The sequence below is a fragment of the Streptomyces sp. TAA040 genome (assembly GCF_000424845.1).
The window spans coordinates 57,780-75,086 of record NZ_KE384254.1; the positions used below are offsets into that span (position 1 = coordinate 57,780).

The 17,307-nt window shown below is 70.4% G+C and carries 13 protein-coding genes; 8 read left to right on the plus strand and 5 right to left on the minus strand.

Annotation, left to right across the window (positions count from 1 at the left end; genetic code table 11):
• Positions 1–6: 6 nt before the first annotated feature.
• Positions 7–798, minus strand: coding sequence for an MIP/aquaporin family protein (locus H300_RS0122020; RefSeq protein ID WP_028429103.1), 792 nt, complete (start codon positions 796–798; stop codon positions 7–9).
• Between the two features lie 172 nt (positions 799–970).
• Positions 971–1,735 carry an IclR family transcriptional regulator gene (locus H300_RS0122025; RefSeq protein WP_028429104.1) on the minus strand — a complete coding sequence of 255 codons (765 nt, stop codon included), beginning with the start codon at positions 1,733–1,735 and terminating at the stop codon, positions 971–973.
• 272 nt (positions 1,736–2,007) lie between these two features.
• On the opposite strand from H300_RS0122025, the gene metH reads away from it, so the two are divergent.
• From metH to H300_RS0122040, 3 genes are all read left to right on the plus strand, one after another.
• Positions 2,008–5,532 carry a methionine synthase gene (metH, locus tag H300_RS0122030; protein ID WP_028429105.1) on the plus strand — a complete coding sequence of 1,175 codons (3,525 nt, stop codon included), beginning with the start codon at positions 2,008–2,010 and terminating at the stop codon, positions 5,530–5,532.
• Positions 5,533–5,628: 96 nt separating this feature from the next.
• Positions 5,629–6,330, plus strand: coding sequence for an HAD family hydrolase (locus H300_RS0122035; protein ID WP_028429106.1), 702 nt, complete (start codon positions 5,629–5,631; stop codon positions 6,328–6,330).
• Positions 6,331–6,723: 393 nt separating this feature from the next.
• Positions 6,724–8,313 (plus strand): ABC transporter substrate-binding protein, encoded by a 1,590-nt coding sequence (locus H300_RS0122040; RefSeq protein WP_028429107.1) that lies wholly within the window; start codon positions 6,724–6,726, stop codon positions 8,311–8,313.
• 62 nt (positions 8,314–8,375) lie between these two features.
• On the opposite strand, the gene H300_RS0122045 is transcribed toward H300_RS0122040, so the two are convergent.
• Both H300_RS0122045 and H300_RS28660 read right to left on the minus strand, forming a co-directional pair.
• Positions 8,376–9,047 carry a response regulator transcription factor gene (locus H300_RS0122045; protein ID WP_028429108.1) on the minus strand — a complete coding sequence of 224 codons (672 nt, stop codon included), beginning with the start codon at positions 9,045–9,047 and terminating at the stop codon, positions 8,376–8,378.
• A 107-nt stretch (positions 9,048–9,154) separates the two neighbouring features.
• A complete protein-coding gene (locus tag H300_RS28660) occupies positions 9,155–10,045 on the minus strand; it encodes a RecB family exonuclease (RefSeq protein ID WP_051270284.1) in 891 nt (296 codons plus the stop codon).
• A gap of 127 nt (positions 10,046–10,172) precedes the next feature.
• Here H300_RS28660 and H300_RS0122055 point away from each other — a divergent pair, with 127 nt between their 5' ends.
• The 3 genes from H300_RS0122055 (at position 10,173) to H300_RS0122065 (ending at position 13,190) form a co-directional block, all read left to right on the plus strand.
• The gene (locus H300_RS0122055; protein WP_028429109.1) at positions 10,173–11,402 is read left to right on the plus strand and encodes a site-2 protease family protein; all 1,230 of its coding nucleotides are present in this window, start codon (positions 10,173–10,175) and stop codon (positions 11,400–11,402) included.
• 87 nt (positions 11,403–11,489) lie between these two features.
• Positions 11,490–12,395, plus strand: coding sequence for a tRNA (adenine-N1)-methyltransferase (locus H300_RS0122060; protein WP_028429110.1), 906 nt, complete (start codon positions 11,490–11,492; stop codon positions 12,393–12,395).
• Positions 12,396–12,623: 228 nt separating this feature from the next.
• Positions 12,624–13,190, plus strand: a complete 567-nt coding sequence (locus H300_RS0122065; RefSeq protein ID WP_028429111.1) for a hypothetical protein — start codon at positions 12,624–12,626, stop codon at positions 13,188–13,190.
• A 49-nt stretch (positions 13,191–13,239) separates the two neighbouring features.
• Here H300_RS0122065 and H300_RS0122070 read toward each other — a convergent pair whose 3' ends face one another.
• Positions 13,240–13,542: a ferredoxin gene (locus tag H300_RS0122070; RefSeq protein WP_028429112.1), complete on the minus strand. Its 303-nt coding sequence runs from the start codon at positions 13,540–13,542 to the stop codon at positions 13,240–13,242.
• 240 nt (positions 13,543–13,782) lie between these two features.
• On the opposite strand from H300_RS0122070, the gene arc reads away from it, so the two are divergent.
• Positions 13,783–15,549, plus strand: coding sequence for a proteasome ATPase (arc, locus tag H300_RS0122075; protein ID WP_028429113.1), 1,767 nt, complete (start codon positions 13,783–13,785; stop codon positions 15,547–15,549).
• 218 nt (positions 15,550–15,767) lie between these two features.
• The gene (gene dop / locus H300_RS0122080; RefSeq protein WP_028429114.1) at positions 15,768–17,279 is read left to right on the plus strand and encodes a depupylase/deamidase Dop; all 1,512 of its coding nucleotides are present in this window, start codon (positions 15,768–15,770) and stop codon (positions 17,277–17,279) included.
• Positions 17,280–17,307: the final 28 nt, after the last annotated feature.

Consider the following 17,307-nt stretch of genomic DNA (forward strand, 5'->3'; position numbering starts at 1 on the left):
GAGACCTCAGGCGAAGGCGAGCTGGTAGATGCCGCCGGCTATCGCGCCGCCGAGCAGGGGGCCGGCGACCGGGACCCAGGCGTAGGCCCAGTCCGAGCTGCCCTTGTTGGGCAGCGGGAGCAGCGCGTGCACCATGCGCGGACCGAGGTCGCGCGCCGGGTTGATGGCGTAGCCGGTCGGGCCGCCGAGCGAGAGGCCGATACCGAGCACCACCAGTGCCGTGACGAGCACGCCGAGCGGTCCCAGGCCGTTGCCCTCCTGATTCAGCCCCTGGGTGAGGATCGCCAGCACCAGGACCACTGTGGCGATGACCTCGGTGGCCAGGTTCTGCCAGGACTTCCGGATCTCGGGGCCGGTGGAGAAGATGCCCAGCACCGGTCCGGGGCCCGCGCTCCGCGGGTCGGCCGACGTCCCGTCCTCGCGCTCCGGGGTCCCGACGACCTCCGGGTCGGTCAGATGCGCCTGGAACTGCCCGTAGTAGGCGATCCACACCAGCGCGGCACCGATCATCGCGCCGAGCGTCTCCGAGAAGAGGTAGAGCGGGACGTCGCTCCACTCCGTGCCGCCCTGGATGGCGAGGCCCAGCGTGACCGCCGGGTTCAGGTGGGCGCCGGAGACGCCGGCGGCGATGTACGCGCCGCTGAGCACCGCCATGCCCCACCCGAACGAGATGGCCACCCAGCCGGCGTTGTACGCCTTCGAGTTCTTGAAGGTGACGGCGGCGCAGACACCGCCGCCGAGCAGGATGAGGACGGCGGTGCCGATGACCTCGCCGAAGAAAATGTCGGAGCTGGACACCCGCGACTCCTTTGTTCACAGGGGGTGGCGGGCCGGGTCCCGTCCGGTGTTCGACAATGTCGACCGCCGCACGGCAGTTTTCTCCTCCTGGTCAGTGGCGTCAAGAGGCGGGCACCAGGGAAACGGAACGTGTCCCAATCGTGGCTTCTGTGCCGGACCGTGCGGCGGATCGCTAGAAGCGGCTGGCTCCCAGGTCGCGGGAGACGGAGCGGGCGCAGGCCCGCACCGAGGCGATCAGTTCCTGGCGTATCCCGTCGCCGTCGCACAGCCGTTCCACCGCGCCGGTGATGCCCACCGCGCCGACCGGCAGCCGGCGCCGGTCGTGGATGGGGGCCGCCAGCGAGGCCACGCCCTCCCAGGTCTCCTCCAGGTCGGAGGCCCAGCCGCGGGCGCGCGTCAGGTCGAGGCACTCCTCCAGCTCCGCCGGGACGGACACCGTGCGCTCGGTGTGCGCCCGCAGCTCGGTGTCCATGAGTTCGCTGTGCGCGACCGGGTCGTAGGCGGCCAGTACCTTGCCCAGTGCGGTGCTGTGCAGCGGCTGCATGGCACCGATCTCCAGCACCTGCCGGCTGTCGTCGGGCCGGAAGACGTGGTGCACCACCAGGACGCCCTGCTGGTGCAGGACGCCGAGGTAGACCGCCTCCCCGCTGGAGCGGGCCAGGTCGTCCGACCAGACCAGCGCTCGCGCCCGCAGCTCGTGCACGTCCAGATAGCTGTTGCCGAGCCGGAGCAGCTCCGCCCCGAGCTGGTAGCGCCCGGACGCGTCCTCCTGCTCGACGAACCCCTCCTGCTGGAGGGTGCGCAGCAGGCCGTGCGCGGTGCCCTTGGCCAGGCCGAGGGTGGAGGCGATGTCGGAGAGCCCCAGACGCCGCTCCCCGCCCGCGAGGAGCCGCAGCACCGCGGCTGCCCGCTCCAGTGACTGGATGCTCCGGGCCATCGGACAACCTCTCTTCTGGCGAGGCCGACGCTCCCGTGCGGCTTCCCGGGCGGCGCCGCGCGGCACGAGGCGACGATGCCGGTCCCCCTTGGTCGGCAATGTCGAACGCTATCGGATGATGCCGATTGCTTGTCAATCGCGCCGGGTCTACGACCGTCCACGCAGCGAAACGCCCTCTGGGCGGGAGCGGGCCTGCCGATAGTCTGGGTGCGTGCGTCCGTCCCCACCCAGGGCGCAAAGCCGACAGCCGTCGCACCACAGGGAGCACTTTCATGTCCTCACCGGTCCCGCCGAACCACACCCCCGGCACCCCGGACGTCCCCGACCGCTCGCTGCGCGGGGCCCTGGCCTCCCGGGTGGTGGTGGCGGACGGCGCGATGGGAACGATGCTCCAGGACCAGAACCCGTCGATGGAGGACTTCCAGCAGTTGGAGGGCTGCAACGAGATCCTCAACATCACCCGGCCCGACATCGTGCGCTCCGTGCACGAGGCGTACTTCGCCGTCGGCGTGGACTGCGTGGAGACCAACACGTTCGGCGCGAACCACGCGGCCCTCTCCGAGTACGACATCCCCGAGCGGGTCCACGAGCTGTCCGAGTCCGGCGCCGCGCTCGCCCGCGAGGTAGCGGACGGATTCACCGCGGGCGACGGCCGCCCCCGCTGGGTCCTCGGATCGATGGGGCCGGGCACCAAGCTCCCCACCCTGGGCCACGCCCCCTACGCGGTGCTCCGCGACGCCTATCAGGCGAACGCGGAGGGCCTGATCGCCGGCGGCGCGGACGCGCTGCTGGTGGAGACCACCCAGGACCTTCTGCAGACGAAGGCGGCGGCGATCGGCGCCCGCCGGGCCCTCGCCGCGGCGGGCCCCGGCACGGACCTGCCGCTGATCGTCTCGGTCACGGTGGAGACCACCGGCACGATGCTGCTCGGCTCGGAGATCGGGGCGGCGCTGACGGCGCTGGAGCCGCTGGGCATCGACATGATGGGGATGAACTGCGCCACCGGCCCGGCCGAGATGAGCGAGCACCTGCGCTATCTGGCGCGGCACAGCCGGGTGCCGCTGCTGTGCATGCCGAACGCGGGCCTGCCGGTCCTCGGCAAGGACGGCGCGCACTACCCCCTGACGCCGCCGGAGCTCGCCGACGCCCAGGAGGGCTTCGTCGCCGACTACGGCCTCTCGCTGATCGGCGGCTGCTGCGGCACGACGCCGGAGCACCTGCGCCAGGTCGTGGAGCGGGTGCACGGGGCGGTCCCGACCACCCGGGACCCCCGTCCGGAGCCTGGCGCGGCCTCGCTGTACCAGTCGGTCGCGTTCCGGCAGGACACCGCCTACCTGGCCATCGGCGAGCGCACCAACGCCAACGGCAGCAAGAAGTTCCGCACCGCCATGCTGGAGGAGCGCTGGGACGACTGCGTCGAGATGGCCCGGGACCAGATCCGCGAGGGCGCCCACATGCTGGATGTGTGCGTGGACTACGTCGGGAGGGACGGTGCCGCGGACATGACGGAGATCGCCGGCCGGTTCGCCACCGCCTCCACCCTGCCGATCGTGCTGGACTCCACCGAGGTCCCCGTGCTGGAGGCGGGCCTGGAGAAGCTCGGCGGCCGCGCGGTGCTGAACTCCGTCAACTACGAGGACGGTGACGGCCCGGACTCCCGCTTCGCCAGGGTGACCCGGCTGGCGGCGGAGCACGGAGCCGCACTGATCGCGCTCACCATCGACGAGGAGGGCCAGGCGCGTACCGTCGAGCACAAGGTCGCCGTCGCCGAACGGCTGATCGCCGACCTCACCGGCAACTGGGGCATCCGCGAGGAGGACATCCTCATCGACTGCCTCACCTTCACCATCTGCACCGGCCAGGAGGAGTCGCGTCGGGACGGCATCGCCACCATCGGGGCGATCCGGGAGCTGAAGGCCCGCCACCCGCGGGTGCAGACCACGCTGGGCCTGTCGAACATCTCCTTCGGCCTCAACCCGGCCGCCCGGGTCGTGCTGAACAGCGTGTTCCTGGACGAGTGCGTCAAGGCCGGGCTGGACTCGGCGATCGTCCACGCGTCGAAGATCATGCCCATCGCCCGACTGGAGGACGAGCAGGTCGAGGCCGCCCTCGACCTGATCCACGACCGGCGCCGCGAGGGCTACGACCCCCTGCAGCGGCTGCTGGAGCTCTTCGAGGGAGTGGACGCCACCTCCGTCCGGGCGACCCGGGCCCAGGAGCTGGCGGCGCTGCCACTGGGGGAGCGGCTGGAGCGGCGCATCATCGACGGCGAACGCAACGGCCTGGAGGCCGACCTGGACGAGGCACTGACCGGGCGGCCGGCGCTGGAGATCGTCAACGACACCCTGCTCGCCGGAATGAAGGTGGTCGGCGAACTCTTCGGGTCGGGGCAGATGCAGCTGCCCTTCGTGCTCCAGTCCGCCGAGGTGATGAAGACCGCGGTGGCCCACCTGGAACCGCACATGGAGAAGACCGACGACGACGGCAAGGGCACGATCGTGCTGGCCACCGTCCGCGGTGACGTGCACGACATCGGCAAGAACCTGGTCGACATCATCCTGTCCAACAACGGCTACACCGTCGTCAACCTGGGCATCAAGCAGCCGGTCGGCGCGATCCTCGAGGCGGCCAAGGAGCACCGGGCCGACGTGATCGGGATGTCCGGCCTCCTGGTGAAGTCGACGGTCATCATGAAGGAGAACCTCCAGGAGCTGAACAGCCGGGAGATGGCCGCCGACTATCCCGTCATCCTCGGCGGCGCCGCGTTGACCCGCGCCTTCGTCGAGCAGGACCTGCACGAGATCTACGACGGGGAGGTCCGCTACGCCAGGGACGCCTTCGAGGGCCTGCGCCTGATGGACGCCCTCATCGGGGTCAAGCGTGGCGTGCCGGGTGCCAGGCTCCCCGAGCTGAAGCAGCGCCGCGTCGCCCGCCGGGACAACGTCGCGGAGGAGCCGGTGGAGATCGACACCCGGCGCTCCGACGTGTCGGCCGACAACCCGGTGCCCGAGCCTCCGTTCTGGGGCACCAGGGTCGTCAAGGGCATCCAGCTGAAGGAGTACGCCTCCTGGTTGGACGAGGGCGCGCTCTTCAAGGGCCAGTGGGGCCTGAAGCAGTCCCGCACCGGTGAGGGACCGGGCTACGAGGAACTCGTGGAGAGCGAGGGCCTGCCGCGGCTGCGCGGCTGGCTGGAGCGGCTGCACACCGAGAACATGCTGGAGGCGGCCGTGGTGCACGGCTACTTCCCGTGCCACTCGGAGGGCAACGACCTCGTCCTGCTGACCGAGGACGGGCGGGAGCGCACGCGGTTCACCTTCCCGCGCCAGCGCCGGGGGCGCCGGCTCTGCCTGGCCGACTACTTTCGGCCAAAGGGCAGTGGCGAGATCGACGTGGTCGGCTTCCAGGTGGTGACGGTGGGCTCCCGCATCGGGGAGGCGACCGCGGACCTCTTCGCCCGGGACGCCTACCGGGACTACCTCGAACTCCACGGGCTGTCGGTCCAGCTCGCCGAGGCCCTGGCCGAGTACTGGCACGCCCGGACCCGGGCGGAGCTGGGTTTCGCCGGTGAGGATCCAAACGAGATGGAGGACATGTTCGCGCTGAAGTACCGCGGCGCCAGGTTCTCGCTCGGCTACGGTGCCTGCCCCGAGCTGTCCGACCGGGCCAAGATCGCCGAGTTGCTCCAGCCGGAGCGCATCGGGGTGAAGCTGTCCGAGGAGTTCCAGCTCCACCCGGAGCAGTCCACCGACGCCCTCGTGCTCCACCACCCCGAGGCGAAATACTTCAACGCCAGGTAGCCGACGGTCGTACACTGATCTGTCCGGTACAGGCCGGTCGTCCACCGCGGGTCGGTGGCCGACCGGCCTTCCTGCTCCTGCGAGAGGTGTCAGCGGATGACGAGCTCGATTCCCGCCCTTGCCCCCCGTTCGGCCGACGGGTCGGCACTGGAAGCCGTGCTGCTCGACATGGACGGCACACTCGTGGACACCGAGGGGTTCTGGTGGGACGCCGAGGTGGAGGTCTTCGCCCGCCTCGGGCACACCCTCGGCGACGAGCACCGGGAGGTGGTGGTCGGCGGACCGATGAGCCGCAGCGCCGCGTACCTGATCGACGTGACCGGCGCAGACGTGCCGATGGAGGAGCTCACCGGGCTGCTGAACGCCGGCTTCGCCGCTCGCATCGAGCGCGGCGTCACCCTGATGCCGGGGGCCCGTCGGCTGCTGGCGGAGCTGCGGCGGCACCGGGTGCCGACGGCGCTGGTCTCCGCCTCCCACCGGACGATCATCGACCGGATGCTCCACTCCCTCGGCCACCGCAACTTCGCACTGTCGGTGGCCGGGGACGAGGTCGAACGCACCAAGCCGCACCCGGAGCCCTACCTGACCGCGGCCCGCCTCCTGGGCGCGGACCCGGCGCGGTGCGCGGTGGTCGAGGACACCCAGACCGGGGTGGCCGCCGCCGAGCAGGCGGGTTGCCGGGTCGTGGCCGTGCCCTCGGTCACCCCGATCGAGGGCAGTCGCGGCCGTACCGTCGTGGAGTCCCTGGAACAGGTCGATCTGGCATTTCTGCGCTCTCTGATCACGCCCGCGCACTGAGGGTGCACCGGAACACGCCGGAAGGAATGGGAAGAGAACTCTGAGCGCCGGTGTGCTCATTTTCCGTGACTTACGGACTGGCCGAATCGCATTGCCCCGGGAGAGTTCTCGATCAGTGATCTTTCTCACTGGTGCGGGCCTCGACAGTGGCCGCCGGGCGTGGTCCTCCCGGACTGCTGCGTTCCATTCCGGTGGTCAAGTGTCCTGATTGGTGGCGTCTCGCCCTCTGTGTGCCTCCGTCCGGATAACGGACGATGGCTGGTTGTGATCGGGTCGCAACCTCGTTGGTATCGCTCCCCGTACGGGGTGCGGCTTTCCCAACTACTAATGTCTGCCTACCGGCACCACTTATTCGAGGAGCCATCCGGGCGCCGGTTGAGGGAGACCACCAAGATGAACCGCAAGACACTTGTGCTGCCCGCTCTCACGGGTGTGCTCGCCGTCGCCGTCGCCGGATGTGGTGGTGACCAGGACTCCTCCGCGGACGCTGAGGCCATCGTGGTGGGCACCACGGACCACTTCGAGGTGACCAAGGAGACCCCGGCCCCCTTCGACCCGGCGGCCTCGTACAGCGTCGCCTCCTGGAACGTGCTCCGAAACACCTACCAGACGCTGCTGCGGCTGCCCCGCTCCGGTACCGAGCCGGAGCCGGAGGCAGCCGAGCAGTGCTCTTTCACCGACTCCAACAACGAGCAGTTCCGGTGCACGGTCCGCGACGACCTCACGTTCTCCAACGGCAACAAGCTGGACGCCAAGGACGTGGAGTTCTCCGTCAAGCGGATGGTGGCGATCGACGACCCCAACGGTCCGGCGTCGCTGCTCAGCAACCTGGACAGGGTCGAGGCCCCGTCGGACACCGAGGTCGTCTTCCACCTCAAGAAGCCGGACGCCACCTTCCCCTACAAGGTGGCCACCCCCGCCGTCGCCATCGTCGATGACGAGGTCTACCCCGCTGACGGGCTCTACGAGGGCACCGAGATCGCCGCCTCCGGTCCGTACGCGCTGGACTCCTTCGAGGAGGAGAAGGCGACCTTCGTGAAGAACGCCGGGTACCGCGGCAAGGTGGACTTCAACAACGAGAAGATCGAGATGCGGTTCTTCCCGGACGGCGACAAGCTGGAGGCCGCTCTACGGGAGGGCGAGGTCGACGTCGTCAATCGCACCCTCGCCCCGGAGCAGGTCAGGAAGCTTGAGAGCGTCGACGGCATCAACGTGCAGGGGCTGCCGAGCCAGGGCATCCGCTACCTGGTCTTCAACACCGACAAGCCGGCCGTCGAGGACGAGGCCGTGCGGAAGGCGGTGGCCCAGCTCGTCGACCGCCAGGCTCTCGTGCGGGACGTCTACGACCGCACCGCCGAGCCGCTCTACTCCATCGTCCCCGGCGGCCTCCCCGGCCACCGGAACTCCTTCTTCAACAGCTACGGCGAGCCCGACAAGGGCGAGGCCCAGGAACTGCTGGAGAACGCGGGCATCCAGACCCCCGTCGAGCTGGAGTTCACCTACACCTCGGACTACTACGGCTCGGCCACCAAGGGCGAGTTCGAGATGATCCGCGACCAGCTCAACCGGTCCGGTCTCTTCGAGGTCACGGTGAAGGGCGAGCCCTGGCAGACCTACCGCCCGAACGCCACGGACCGCAAGTACGAGGTCTACGGCATGGGCTGGTTCCCGGACTTCCCGGACGCGGAGAACTTCATCGCGCCGTTCTTCGGCGAGAACAACTTCCTCAACAGCCCCTACCGCAGCTCCGAGATCATCGACGACCTGCTGCCGCTCAGTCGCACCCGCACCGAGCGCACCGCGGCCAACGAGGACTTCATCAAGATCCAGGACATCGTGGCCGAAGAGGTCCCGGTGCTGCCGCTGTGGCAGAGCAAGCAGTACGTGGTGGCCAAGGAGGAGATCACCGGCGTCGAGTGGGCGCTGAACTCCTCGTCCGTCCTCCAGCTGTGGGAGCTCGGCCGGGGCGCCACTCTGGAGTGACCCCGTCAGGCGCGCGCCGACGCCTCCGCACCCGGCAAAGGGGTGCGGGGGCGTCGGCCGGTTCACTGTCCGCCGGGGCGCACCAGGCCGCTCTCGTAGGCGTACACCGCCGCCTGCACCCGGTCCCGCAGCCCCAGTTTCGTCAGCACGTGCCCGACGTGGGTCTTGACCGTGGTCTCGCTGACGAACAGCTCGGCCGCGATCTCCGCGTTCGACAGCCCGCGGGCGACCAGCTTGAGCACCTCGACCTCGCGTTCGGTGAGGGTGTGCAGCGTGTCGGGAACCTGCTCCTCCCCGGTCGGCAGCTTCCCCGCGTACTTGTCCAGCAGCCGCCGGGTGATGCTCGGCGCGAGCATGGCGTCGCCCGCCGCGACCACCCGGATCGCCTGGACCAGCTCCTGGGCCGGCGCGTCCTTGAGCAGAAACCCGCTCGCCCCGGCGCGGAGCGCCTCCACCACGTACTCGTCCAGGTCGAAGGTCGTCAGCACCAGCACCTTGGCGGGGCCGTCCTTGGCCCGGCCGGTGATCCGCCGGGTCGACTCCACGCCGTCCACCCGCGGCATCCTGATGTCCATCAGCACCACGTCGGGCTGCAGGGCCCGGACCTGGTCCAGCGCCTGCAGGCCGTCCCCGGCCTCGCCGACGACCGCGATGTCCTGCTCGGCCTCCAGGATCATCCGGAAACCGGTGCGCAGCAGGGGCTGGTCGTCCACCAGCAGGACACGGATCGTCACAGGAACTCCTTCGTACGCCCGGGTGGGACCGATCGGCCCCATTGTGGCGCAAGCCGCCGCCGCGCCCCCCGGCGGTCCGGTGGGCGCGGCGGCGGCCCGCCCCGGGCTCAGGAGGGGCGAGGGGACGCCTGCGGGCTCTCCCGGGCGTGGTCCAGGGGGAGGCGCGGCTGGATCACCAGCGGGTAGGGCGGCGGGGTCCCGCCGAACTCGGGGCAGCGCTGCCGGTGGTCGCACCAGTCGCACAGCCGGCTGCGCTTCGGCCGCCAGTCGCCCGTCTCGACCGCGCGCTCGATGGCTTCCCACAGGGCCAGCAGCTTGCGCTCCACGCCGGCCAGGTCCGACTCGTCCGGGTCGTAGGTAAGCACGTCACCGCTGCCCAGGTAGACCAGTTGCAGCCGCCTCGGCACGGCACCGCGCAGCCGCCACAGCACCAGCGCGTAGAACTTCATCTGGAACAACGGCCCATCCGCGTACTCCGGACGCGGGGCCTTGCCGGTCTTGTAGTCCACGATGCGCACGTCACCGGTCGGTGCGACGTCCACCCGGTCGATGATGCCGCGCAGCATCAGTCCCGAGTCCAGCCGGGTCTCCACGGACAACTCCCGCTCGGCGGGCTCCAGCCGGGTCGGGTCCTCCAGCGAGAACCAGCGTTCGACCAGCGACTCGGCCTCTGCCAGCCAGCCGGCCAGCTCGGTGCGGTCCGCGGTGTCCTCGGCGAAAAGCTCCGCGAGCTCCGGGCGCCTGGCCAGCAGGCGCTCCCACTCGCCCGCCACCATGCCGCGCGCCCTGGGCACGCTGCGTTCGGCGGCCGGCGCGTCGAACAGCCGTTCCAGCACCGAGTGCACCACCGTGCCGCGGGCCGCGGCGACACTGGGCCTCTCCGGGATGCGGTCGATCACGCGGAAGCGGTACAGCAGGGGGCACTGCTGGAAATCGGCCGCCCGGGAGGGAGAGAGCGAGTTCGGTGGCGCGGCAGGCCGATCGGTCGAGGTTCCCATGGAGGAAGACCCTAAGGCCCGAGACTGACATCCGGGCACATACCATCGACGGCAGCATCCCGGAGTCCCGCACGACCGCGGGGATCGCTGGAGCGGGTGCGGTCACAGCAGTGAAAAAGGGGAGCCCGTGGGAGACACGGACAACAGCGGCACGCCGCCCGCCGAGGACGGGGGCGGCAAACCCGGCGGCAGGTCCCGGCGGCCGGGCAGCGGCGGCGGCATCCTGATGGGCCGTCCGTTCGGTGTGCCCGTCTATGTGGCCCCGAGCTGGTTCCTCGTCGCCGCGCTCATCACCTGGGTCTTCGGCGGCCAGCTGGATCGCATCCTGCCGGACCTGGGACCCCTGCGCTACCTCATCGCCCTGTTCTTCGCGGTGGCCTTCTACGCCTCCGTCCTGGTGCACGAACTGGCCCACACCGTCGCCGCCCTGCGGTTCCGCCTGCCGGTGCGCCGAATCCAGCTCCAGTTCTTCGGCGGCGTCTCGGAGATCGAGAAGGAGTCCGAGACACCCGGACGCGAGTTCGTGCTGGCCTTCGTCGGCCCGCTGCTCTCCCTGGTCCTGGCCGGGCTGTTCTACCTCGGGATGTACGCCGTCGAGCCGCGGAGCGTCCCCGGCGTGCTGATGGCGGGGCTGATGATCTCCAACCTCATCGTCGCCGCCTTCAATCTGCTGCCCGGTCTGCCGCTGGACGGCGGGCGGATGCTCCGGGCCGTCGTGTGGAAGCTCAGCGGCAAGCCCATGACGGGTACGGTCGCCGCCGCGTGGAGTGGCCGGGCGCTGGCCGTGGTGGTGCTCATCGGGCTTCCGCTCGCGACCCACGCGGGCGGCCTCTCCGACGGTGCGAGCGTCGGCAGCGTGGACTCGCTCACCGACGCGCTGCTCGCCGCCATCCTGGCCGCGATCATCTGGACGGGCGCCGGGAACAGCCTGCGGATGGCCAGGCTGCGGGCCAGGCTCCCCGAGCTGCGGGCCCGCGCCCTCACCCGGCGGGCCGTCCCGGTCACCGGGGAGACGCCGCTGTCCGAGGCGCTGCGCCGCGCCAACGAGGCCGGAGCACGGGCGATGGTGCTGGTCGACGGGCAGGGCGCCCCGACTGGCATCGTGCGGGAGGCGGGCATCGTCTCGGTGCCGGAGCACCGCAGGCCGTGGGTGGCCGTCAGTACCCTTGCCCACGACCTCACCGAGGGCATGCGCATCTCCGCCGAGCTGGCCGGTGAGGAGCTGATCGAGCATCTGAAGGCGGAGCCCACCACCGAGTACCTGGTGGTGGAGGAGGCCGGAGAGATCTACGGGGTCCTCTCCACCGGCGACGTCGAGCGGGCCTTCGTCCACGCGATGGCCAAGCCCGCGGACTGAACCCGCCGCTCGCCCCGGCGGGGCGCCGACCGGCGCCGCGGCATCCCCGATTCGGTCCGCGGCCCCCGCTCGACTAGGGTGACGTCCATGTCCGAACCGACCGGTGCCGCCCGCCGTCGCGGGCCCTTCCAGGTCGGGGACCAGGTCCAGCTCACCGATCCCAAGGGACGCCACTACACCTTCACGCTCGAGGCCGGGAAGAGCTTCCACACCCACAAGGGTGCCTTCCCTCACGACGAGCTGATCGGTGCTCCCGAAGGCAGTGTCGTCCGTACCACCGGAAACGTCGCCTATCTCGCGCTGCGCCCCCTGCTCCCCGACTACGTCCTGTCCATGCCACGAGGCGCCGCCGTCGTCTACCCCAAGGACGCCGGCCAGATCCTGGCGATGGCCGACATCTTCCCCGGCGCGAGGGTGGTGGAGGCCGGGGTCGGGTCGGGCTCGCTCAGCACCTTCCTGTTGCGTGCCCTCGGCGACCGCGGCATGCTGCACTCCTACGAGCGCCGCGCCGACTTCGCCGAGATCGCCAGAGCGAACGTGGAGCGCTACTTCGGCAGCGAGCACCCGGCCTGGCAGCTCACGGTCGGCGATCTCCAGGACAACCTCTCGGACACCGACGTCGATCGCGTCATCCTGGACATGCTCGCCCCCTGGGAGTGCCTGGACGGCGTCTCGAAGGCCCTGGTGCCCGGGGGTATCCTCTGCGCCTACGTGGCGACCACCACCCAGCTCGCCCGCACCGTCGAGTCGATCCGGGAGCACGGCACGTTCAACGAGCCGGCGGCCTGGGAGACCATGGTGCGCAACTGGCACGTGGAGGGACTCGCGGTACGGCCCGACCACCGCATGATCGGCCACACCGGCTTCCTCCTCACCGCCCGCCGCCTCGCCGACGGCGTCGAGCCGCCGCTGCGCCGCCGTCGGCCCTCCAAGGGCGCGTACGGCGACGACTACACCGGTCCGGGGGCCGGCAAGGGCGCGGCGGGTCGCTGACCCGCCCCCTCCTTTGCCCGCCGCGCTCCGGAGGGCGGGGGAGGGGGTGCACGGCGGCCGCGCAGGAGTGCCCTCCAGTAGCTGGGGGCACCGCGCGGGGCCGCCGGGGACGTTCTGTGTCGTCCGGTGAAAAGCCCGTCCCCGGCGTTCCCCCCGGGTGTGGCCTGTGGCACGATGCTGGCCATCCACTCAGCACGGCAGTCACGGCAGTCACAGGAGACACCCCGCGTGCAGCCCTCGGCAGGCCCGGAACTCGCGCACACCCGCCCCGGTGCGGCCCACTGGCTGATCACCGCCGCGGCCGTCCTCGCGGTCTGCGGCGCCACGGCCCTACTGCATCCGGGCGGGGCGGCCGCGACCGCCCCGGCCCGCCCGGCCGGCGAAGCCCCCGACCCGGCCGCGGCCGAGTACCCGGTGGACTGCGGGCCGTGGGAGATCGACGTCGTCGAGCAGGACGCGGTCGACTTCGACCGCGACGGCCGACCGGAGACGGTGGCGGTCGTGCGCTGCCGGACCGGCTCCGGTACCCCGCCGAGCGGCATGTTCATACTGGCCGCCGCCTCGGGCGGGGGAGCGCCCCGGATAGCGCAGACCCTGGTCGACCCGGGCGAGCGGATGAGCGTCTCGCGGTTCGCGGTGCGCGACGGGAGGATCGCGGCCACGCTGCACGGCTACTCCTCGCAGAGCGTGCCGCGCTGCTGCCCCGACCAGGAGCGTGAAGTGAGCTGGGGCTGGCGGGACGGCGCCTTCGAACTGCGCGCGGCGCCGGCGGTCGGCGGCCTCCGGGGCGTCTGAGCTTGAGCCGGGCCGCGCGGTGTGCCGGGGGCGCGGTGCCCCGCGCGGCTCAGTCCGAGTCCGGCCCGTACACCTCCACGCTGTCCGACGCCCGGCGGACGTGGATGCACTCGCCCGGGCACTCCCTGGCCGAGTCCACGACGTCGTTGAGCAGCGGCAGAGGGACGGGCGCGGTGGCACCGGCGTCGGTGCGCAGCTCCTCCTCCCGCCCGGCCTTCACGTAGGCGAGGCCGTCGATGTCGAGCTCGAAGACCTCGGGGGCGTACTGGGCGCAGATGCCGTCACCGGTGCAGAGGTCCTGGTCGATCCAGACCTCCAGCTCGTCGGTAGCTGCATCGTTCTGCACGGTCATGTCGCCTGCCGTTCCTGCCTGCCTGAGCCGATTGGAGCCAGCCCCGAAGGGTGTTGACCCACCCGACGATACAACCGGCCGCTTCCCGGCGGTGCCGGGTGGGTATCCCCCTGAGGTGAGGGAGTGCGCAAGGGTGAAGATCAGCACACCCCGACAGTCTTTGTGATCTAGGGGTTTCAACCGTTGCGGGCCCAGGTAGGGTCAGGAAGCGTCCAGCTCCCCCTGGAGGAGGTGAGGACCGTGGCAGCCCACGACGACGACACGAACCACGGCACCCGGCCTGGTCGGGGTTCCGAAGACCCGGCCGGCCAGGTTGCCCATCTTGAGCAGGAGATCGCCGTCCTGCGCCGCAAGCTCGCCGACTCTCCGCGGCACACTCGGATTCTCGAGGAGCGGATCGTCGAGCTGCAGACCAGCCTGGCCGGCGTGTCCGCGCAGAACGAACGGTTGGCCAACACTCTCCGTGAGGCACGCGACCAGATCGTCGCGCTCAAGGAGGAGGTCGACCGCCTCGCTCAGCCGCCCGCCGGTTTCGGTGTCTTCCTGCACGCCAACGAGGACGGCACCGCCGACATCTTCACCGGCGGCCGCAAACTGCGGGTGAACGTCAGCCCGGACGTCCAGCTCGACGAGCTGCGGCGCGGCCAGGAGCTGATGCTCAACGAGGCGCTCAACGTGGTCGAGGCCATGGAGTTCGAGCGCGCCGGTGACATCGTCACCCTCAAGGAGGTCCTGGAGGACGGTGAGCGGGCCCTGGTGATCGGCCACACCGACGAGGAACGGGTGGTCCGGCTCGCCGAGCCCCTGCTGAGCACCACCATCCGGGCCGGGGACGCCCTGCTCCTGGAGCCCCGTTCCGGCTACGTCTACGAGGTCATCCCGAAGAGCGAGGTCGAGGAACTCGTCCTGGAGGAGGTCCCGGACATCGACTACGCCAAGATCGGCGGACTCGGTGGCCAGATCGAACTCATCCGGGACGCCGTCGAGCTCCCCTACCTCTACCCGGACCTCTTCAAGGAGCACGAGCTACGGCCGCCGAAGGGCGTGCTGCTCTACGGCCCGCCCGGCTGCGGCAAGACGCTCATCGCCAAGGCCGTCGCGAACTCGCTCGCCAAGAAGGTCGCCGAGGTCACCGGCAAGCCCGCGGGGAAGAGCTTCTTCCTCAATATCAAGGGCCCCGAGCTCCTCAACAAGTACGTCGGCGAGACCGAGCGGCACATCCGGCTCGTCTTCCAGCGCGCGCGGGAGAAGGCGAGCGAGGGCACCCCCGTCATCGTCTTCTTCGACGAGATGGACTCCCTCTTCCGCACCCGCGGCTCCGGGGTCAGTTCGGACGTGGAGAACACCATCGTCCCGCAGCTGCTCTCCGAGATCGACGGCGTGGAGGGCCTGGAGAACGTCATCGTCATCGGCGCCTCCAACCGTGAGGACATGATCGACCCGGCTATCCTGCGGCCCGGCCGGCTGGACGTGAAGATCAAGATCGAGCGTCCCGACGCCGAGGCGGCCAAGGACATCTTCTCGAAGTACCTCACGGCCAACCTCCCGATCCACACCGACGACCTCGGGGAGAACAACGGGAACCGCGAGGCGGCGGCCGCCGGCATGATCCAGTCGGTGGTCGAGCAGATGTACGCCGAGTCGGAGGAGAACCGCTTCCTGGAGGTCACCTACGCCAACGGGGACAAGGAGGTCCTCTACTTCAAGGACTTCAACTCCGGAGCCATGATCCAGAACATCGTGGACCGGGCCAAGAAGATGGCGATCAAGGACTTCCTGGACCACCACCAGAAGGGGCTGCGGGTGGCGCACCTGCTCGCCGCCTGCGTGGACGAGTTCAAGGAGAACGAGGACCTCCCCAACACCACGAACCCGGACGACTGGGCCCGGATCTCCGGCAAGAAGGGCGAGCGGATCGTGTTCATCCGCACGCTCGTCACCGGCAAGCAGGGCGCGGACACCGGACGCTCCATCGACACGGTGGCCAACACCGGTCAGTACTTGTAAGGCAGGCACCGTCCGGCTGCGGTCGCCCGTCGGGGCGGCCGCAGCCGATCCTTTCGTCGGAAGTCCCGGTGATCTCCCCACCGCGACCCGGTGCGCCGTAGGCTCGTCGTGGATGCCGACCGGCGCAGTGCGGAGCCGGACACCGCACACGGGACGGATGCGCAGCGGGACTTGAGCAGGGGCCCGATGCCGGGCCGCTGCAGGGCAAGGAGGGCCGCATGACCGTACGGCGAGTAATGGGCATCGAGACCGAGTACGGCATCTCCGTCCCCGGTCACCCCAATGCCAATGCCATGCTCACCTCGTCCCAGATCGTGAACGCCTACGCGGCGGCGATGCAGCGCGCCCGTCGTGCGCGGTGGGACTTCGAGGAGGAGAATCCCCTCCGGGACGCCCGCGGCTTCGACCTCGCGAGAGAGTCCGCCGACTCCAGCCAGCTGACCGACGAGGACATCGGCCTGGCCAACGTGATCCTCACCAACGGCGCCCGGCTCTACGTCGACCACGCACACCCCGAGTACAGCGCCCCCGAGGTCACCAACCCGAGGGACGCGGTGCTCTGGGACAAGGCCGGTGAGCGCATCATGGCCGAGGCCGCCCGGCGGGCGGCGGAGGTCCCCGGGGCGCAGCCGATCCACCTCTACAAGAACAACACCGACAACAAGGGCGCCTCCTACGGCACGCACGAGAACTACCTGATGAGGCGGGAGACCCCGTTCACGGACATCGTGCGCCACCTGACCCCCTTCTTCGTCTCCCGGCAGGTGGTCTGCGGGGCCGGCCGGGTCGGCATCGGGCAGGACGGCGGCGAGCACGGCTTCCAGATCAGCCAGCGCGCCGACTACTTCGAGGTTGAGGTCGGTCTGGAGACGACCCTCAAGCGCCCGATCATCAACACCCGGGACGAGCCGCACGCCGACGCGGAGAAGTACCGCCGGCTGCACGTGATCATCGGGGACGCGAACCTCTCGGAGCTGTCCACCTACCTCAAGCTGGGCACCACCTCGCTGGTGCTCTCCATGATCGAGGACGGTTTCATCGCCGTCGACCTGGCCGTGGACCAGCCGGTCCGGACCCTGCACCAGGTCAGCCACGACCCGGACCTGCGTCAACTCGTCACCCTGCGCAGCGGCCGCACCCTGACCGCGGTCCAGCTCCAGATGGAGTACTTCGAGCTGGCCCGCAAGTACGTCGACGAACGCTGGGGCGCGGACGCCGACGAGCAGACGCGCGACGTGCTCGTTCGCTGGGAGGACGTGCTCTGCCGGCTGGAGACGGACCCGACGAGCCTGGCAGGTGAACTGGACTGGGTCGCCAAGCACGAGCTGATGGAGGGGTACCGCCGCCGGGACGGCCTGCAGTGGGACGCTCCGCGTCTGCACCTGGTCGACCTCCAGTACGCCGATGTGCGGCCCGACAAGGGCCTCTACAACCGGCTGGCCGACCGCGGGCGCATCGGTCGCCTGCTGGACGAGTCCGAGGTCGGGCGGGCGCGGACCCGTCCGCCCGAGGACACCAGGGCCTACTTCCGCGGCCGGTGCCTGGCGCAGTACGCCGACGACGTCGCGGCAGCCTCCTGGGACTCGGTGATCTTCGACCTTCCCGGACGGGACTCGCTCCAGCGGGTGCCCACCCTGGAACCGCTGCGCGGCACCCGTGAGCACGTCGAGGGCCTCCTCGACCGCTGCCGCACCGCGGAGGAACTCGTCCGGGTGCTCTCCGGGGACTGAGTCGCCGGTCACCGGGGCCGGTCCACCG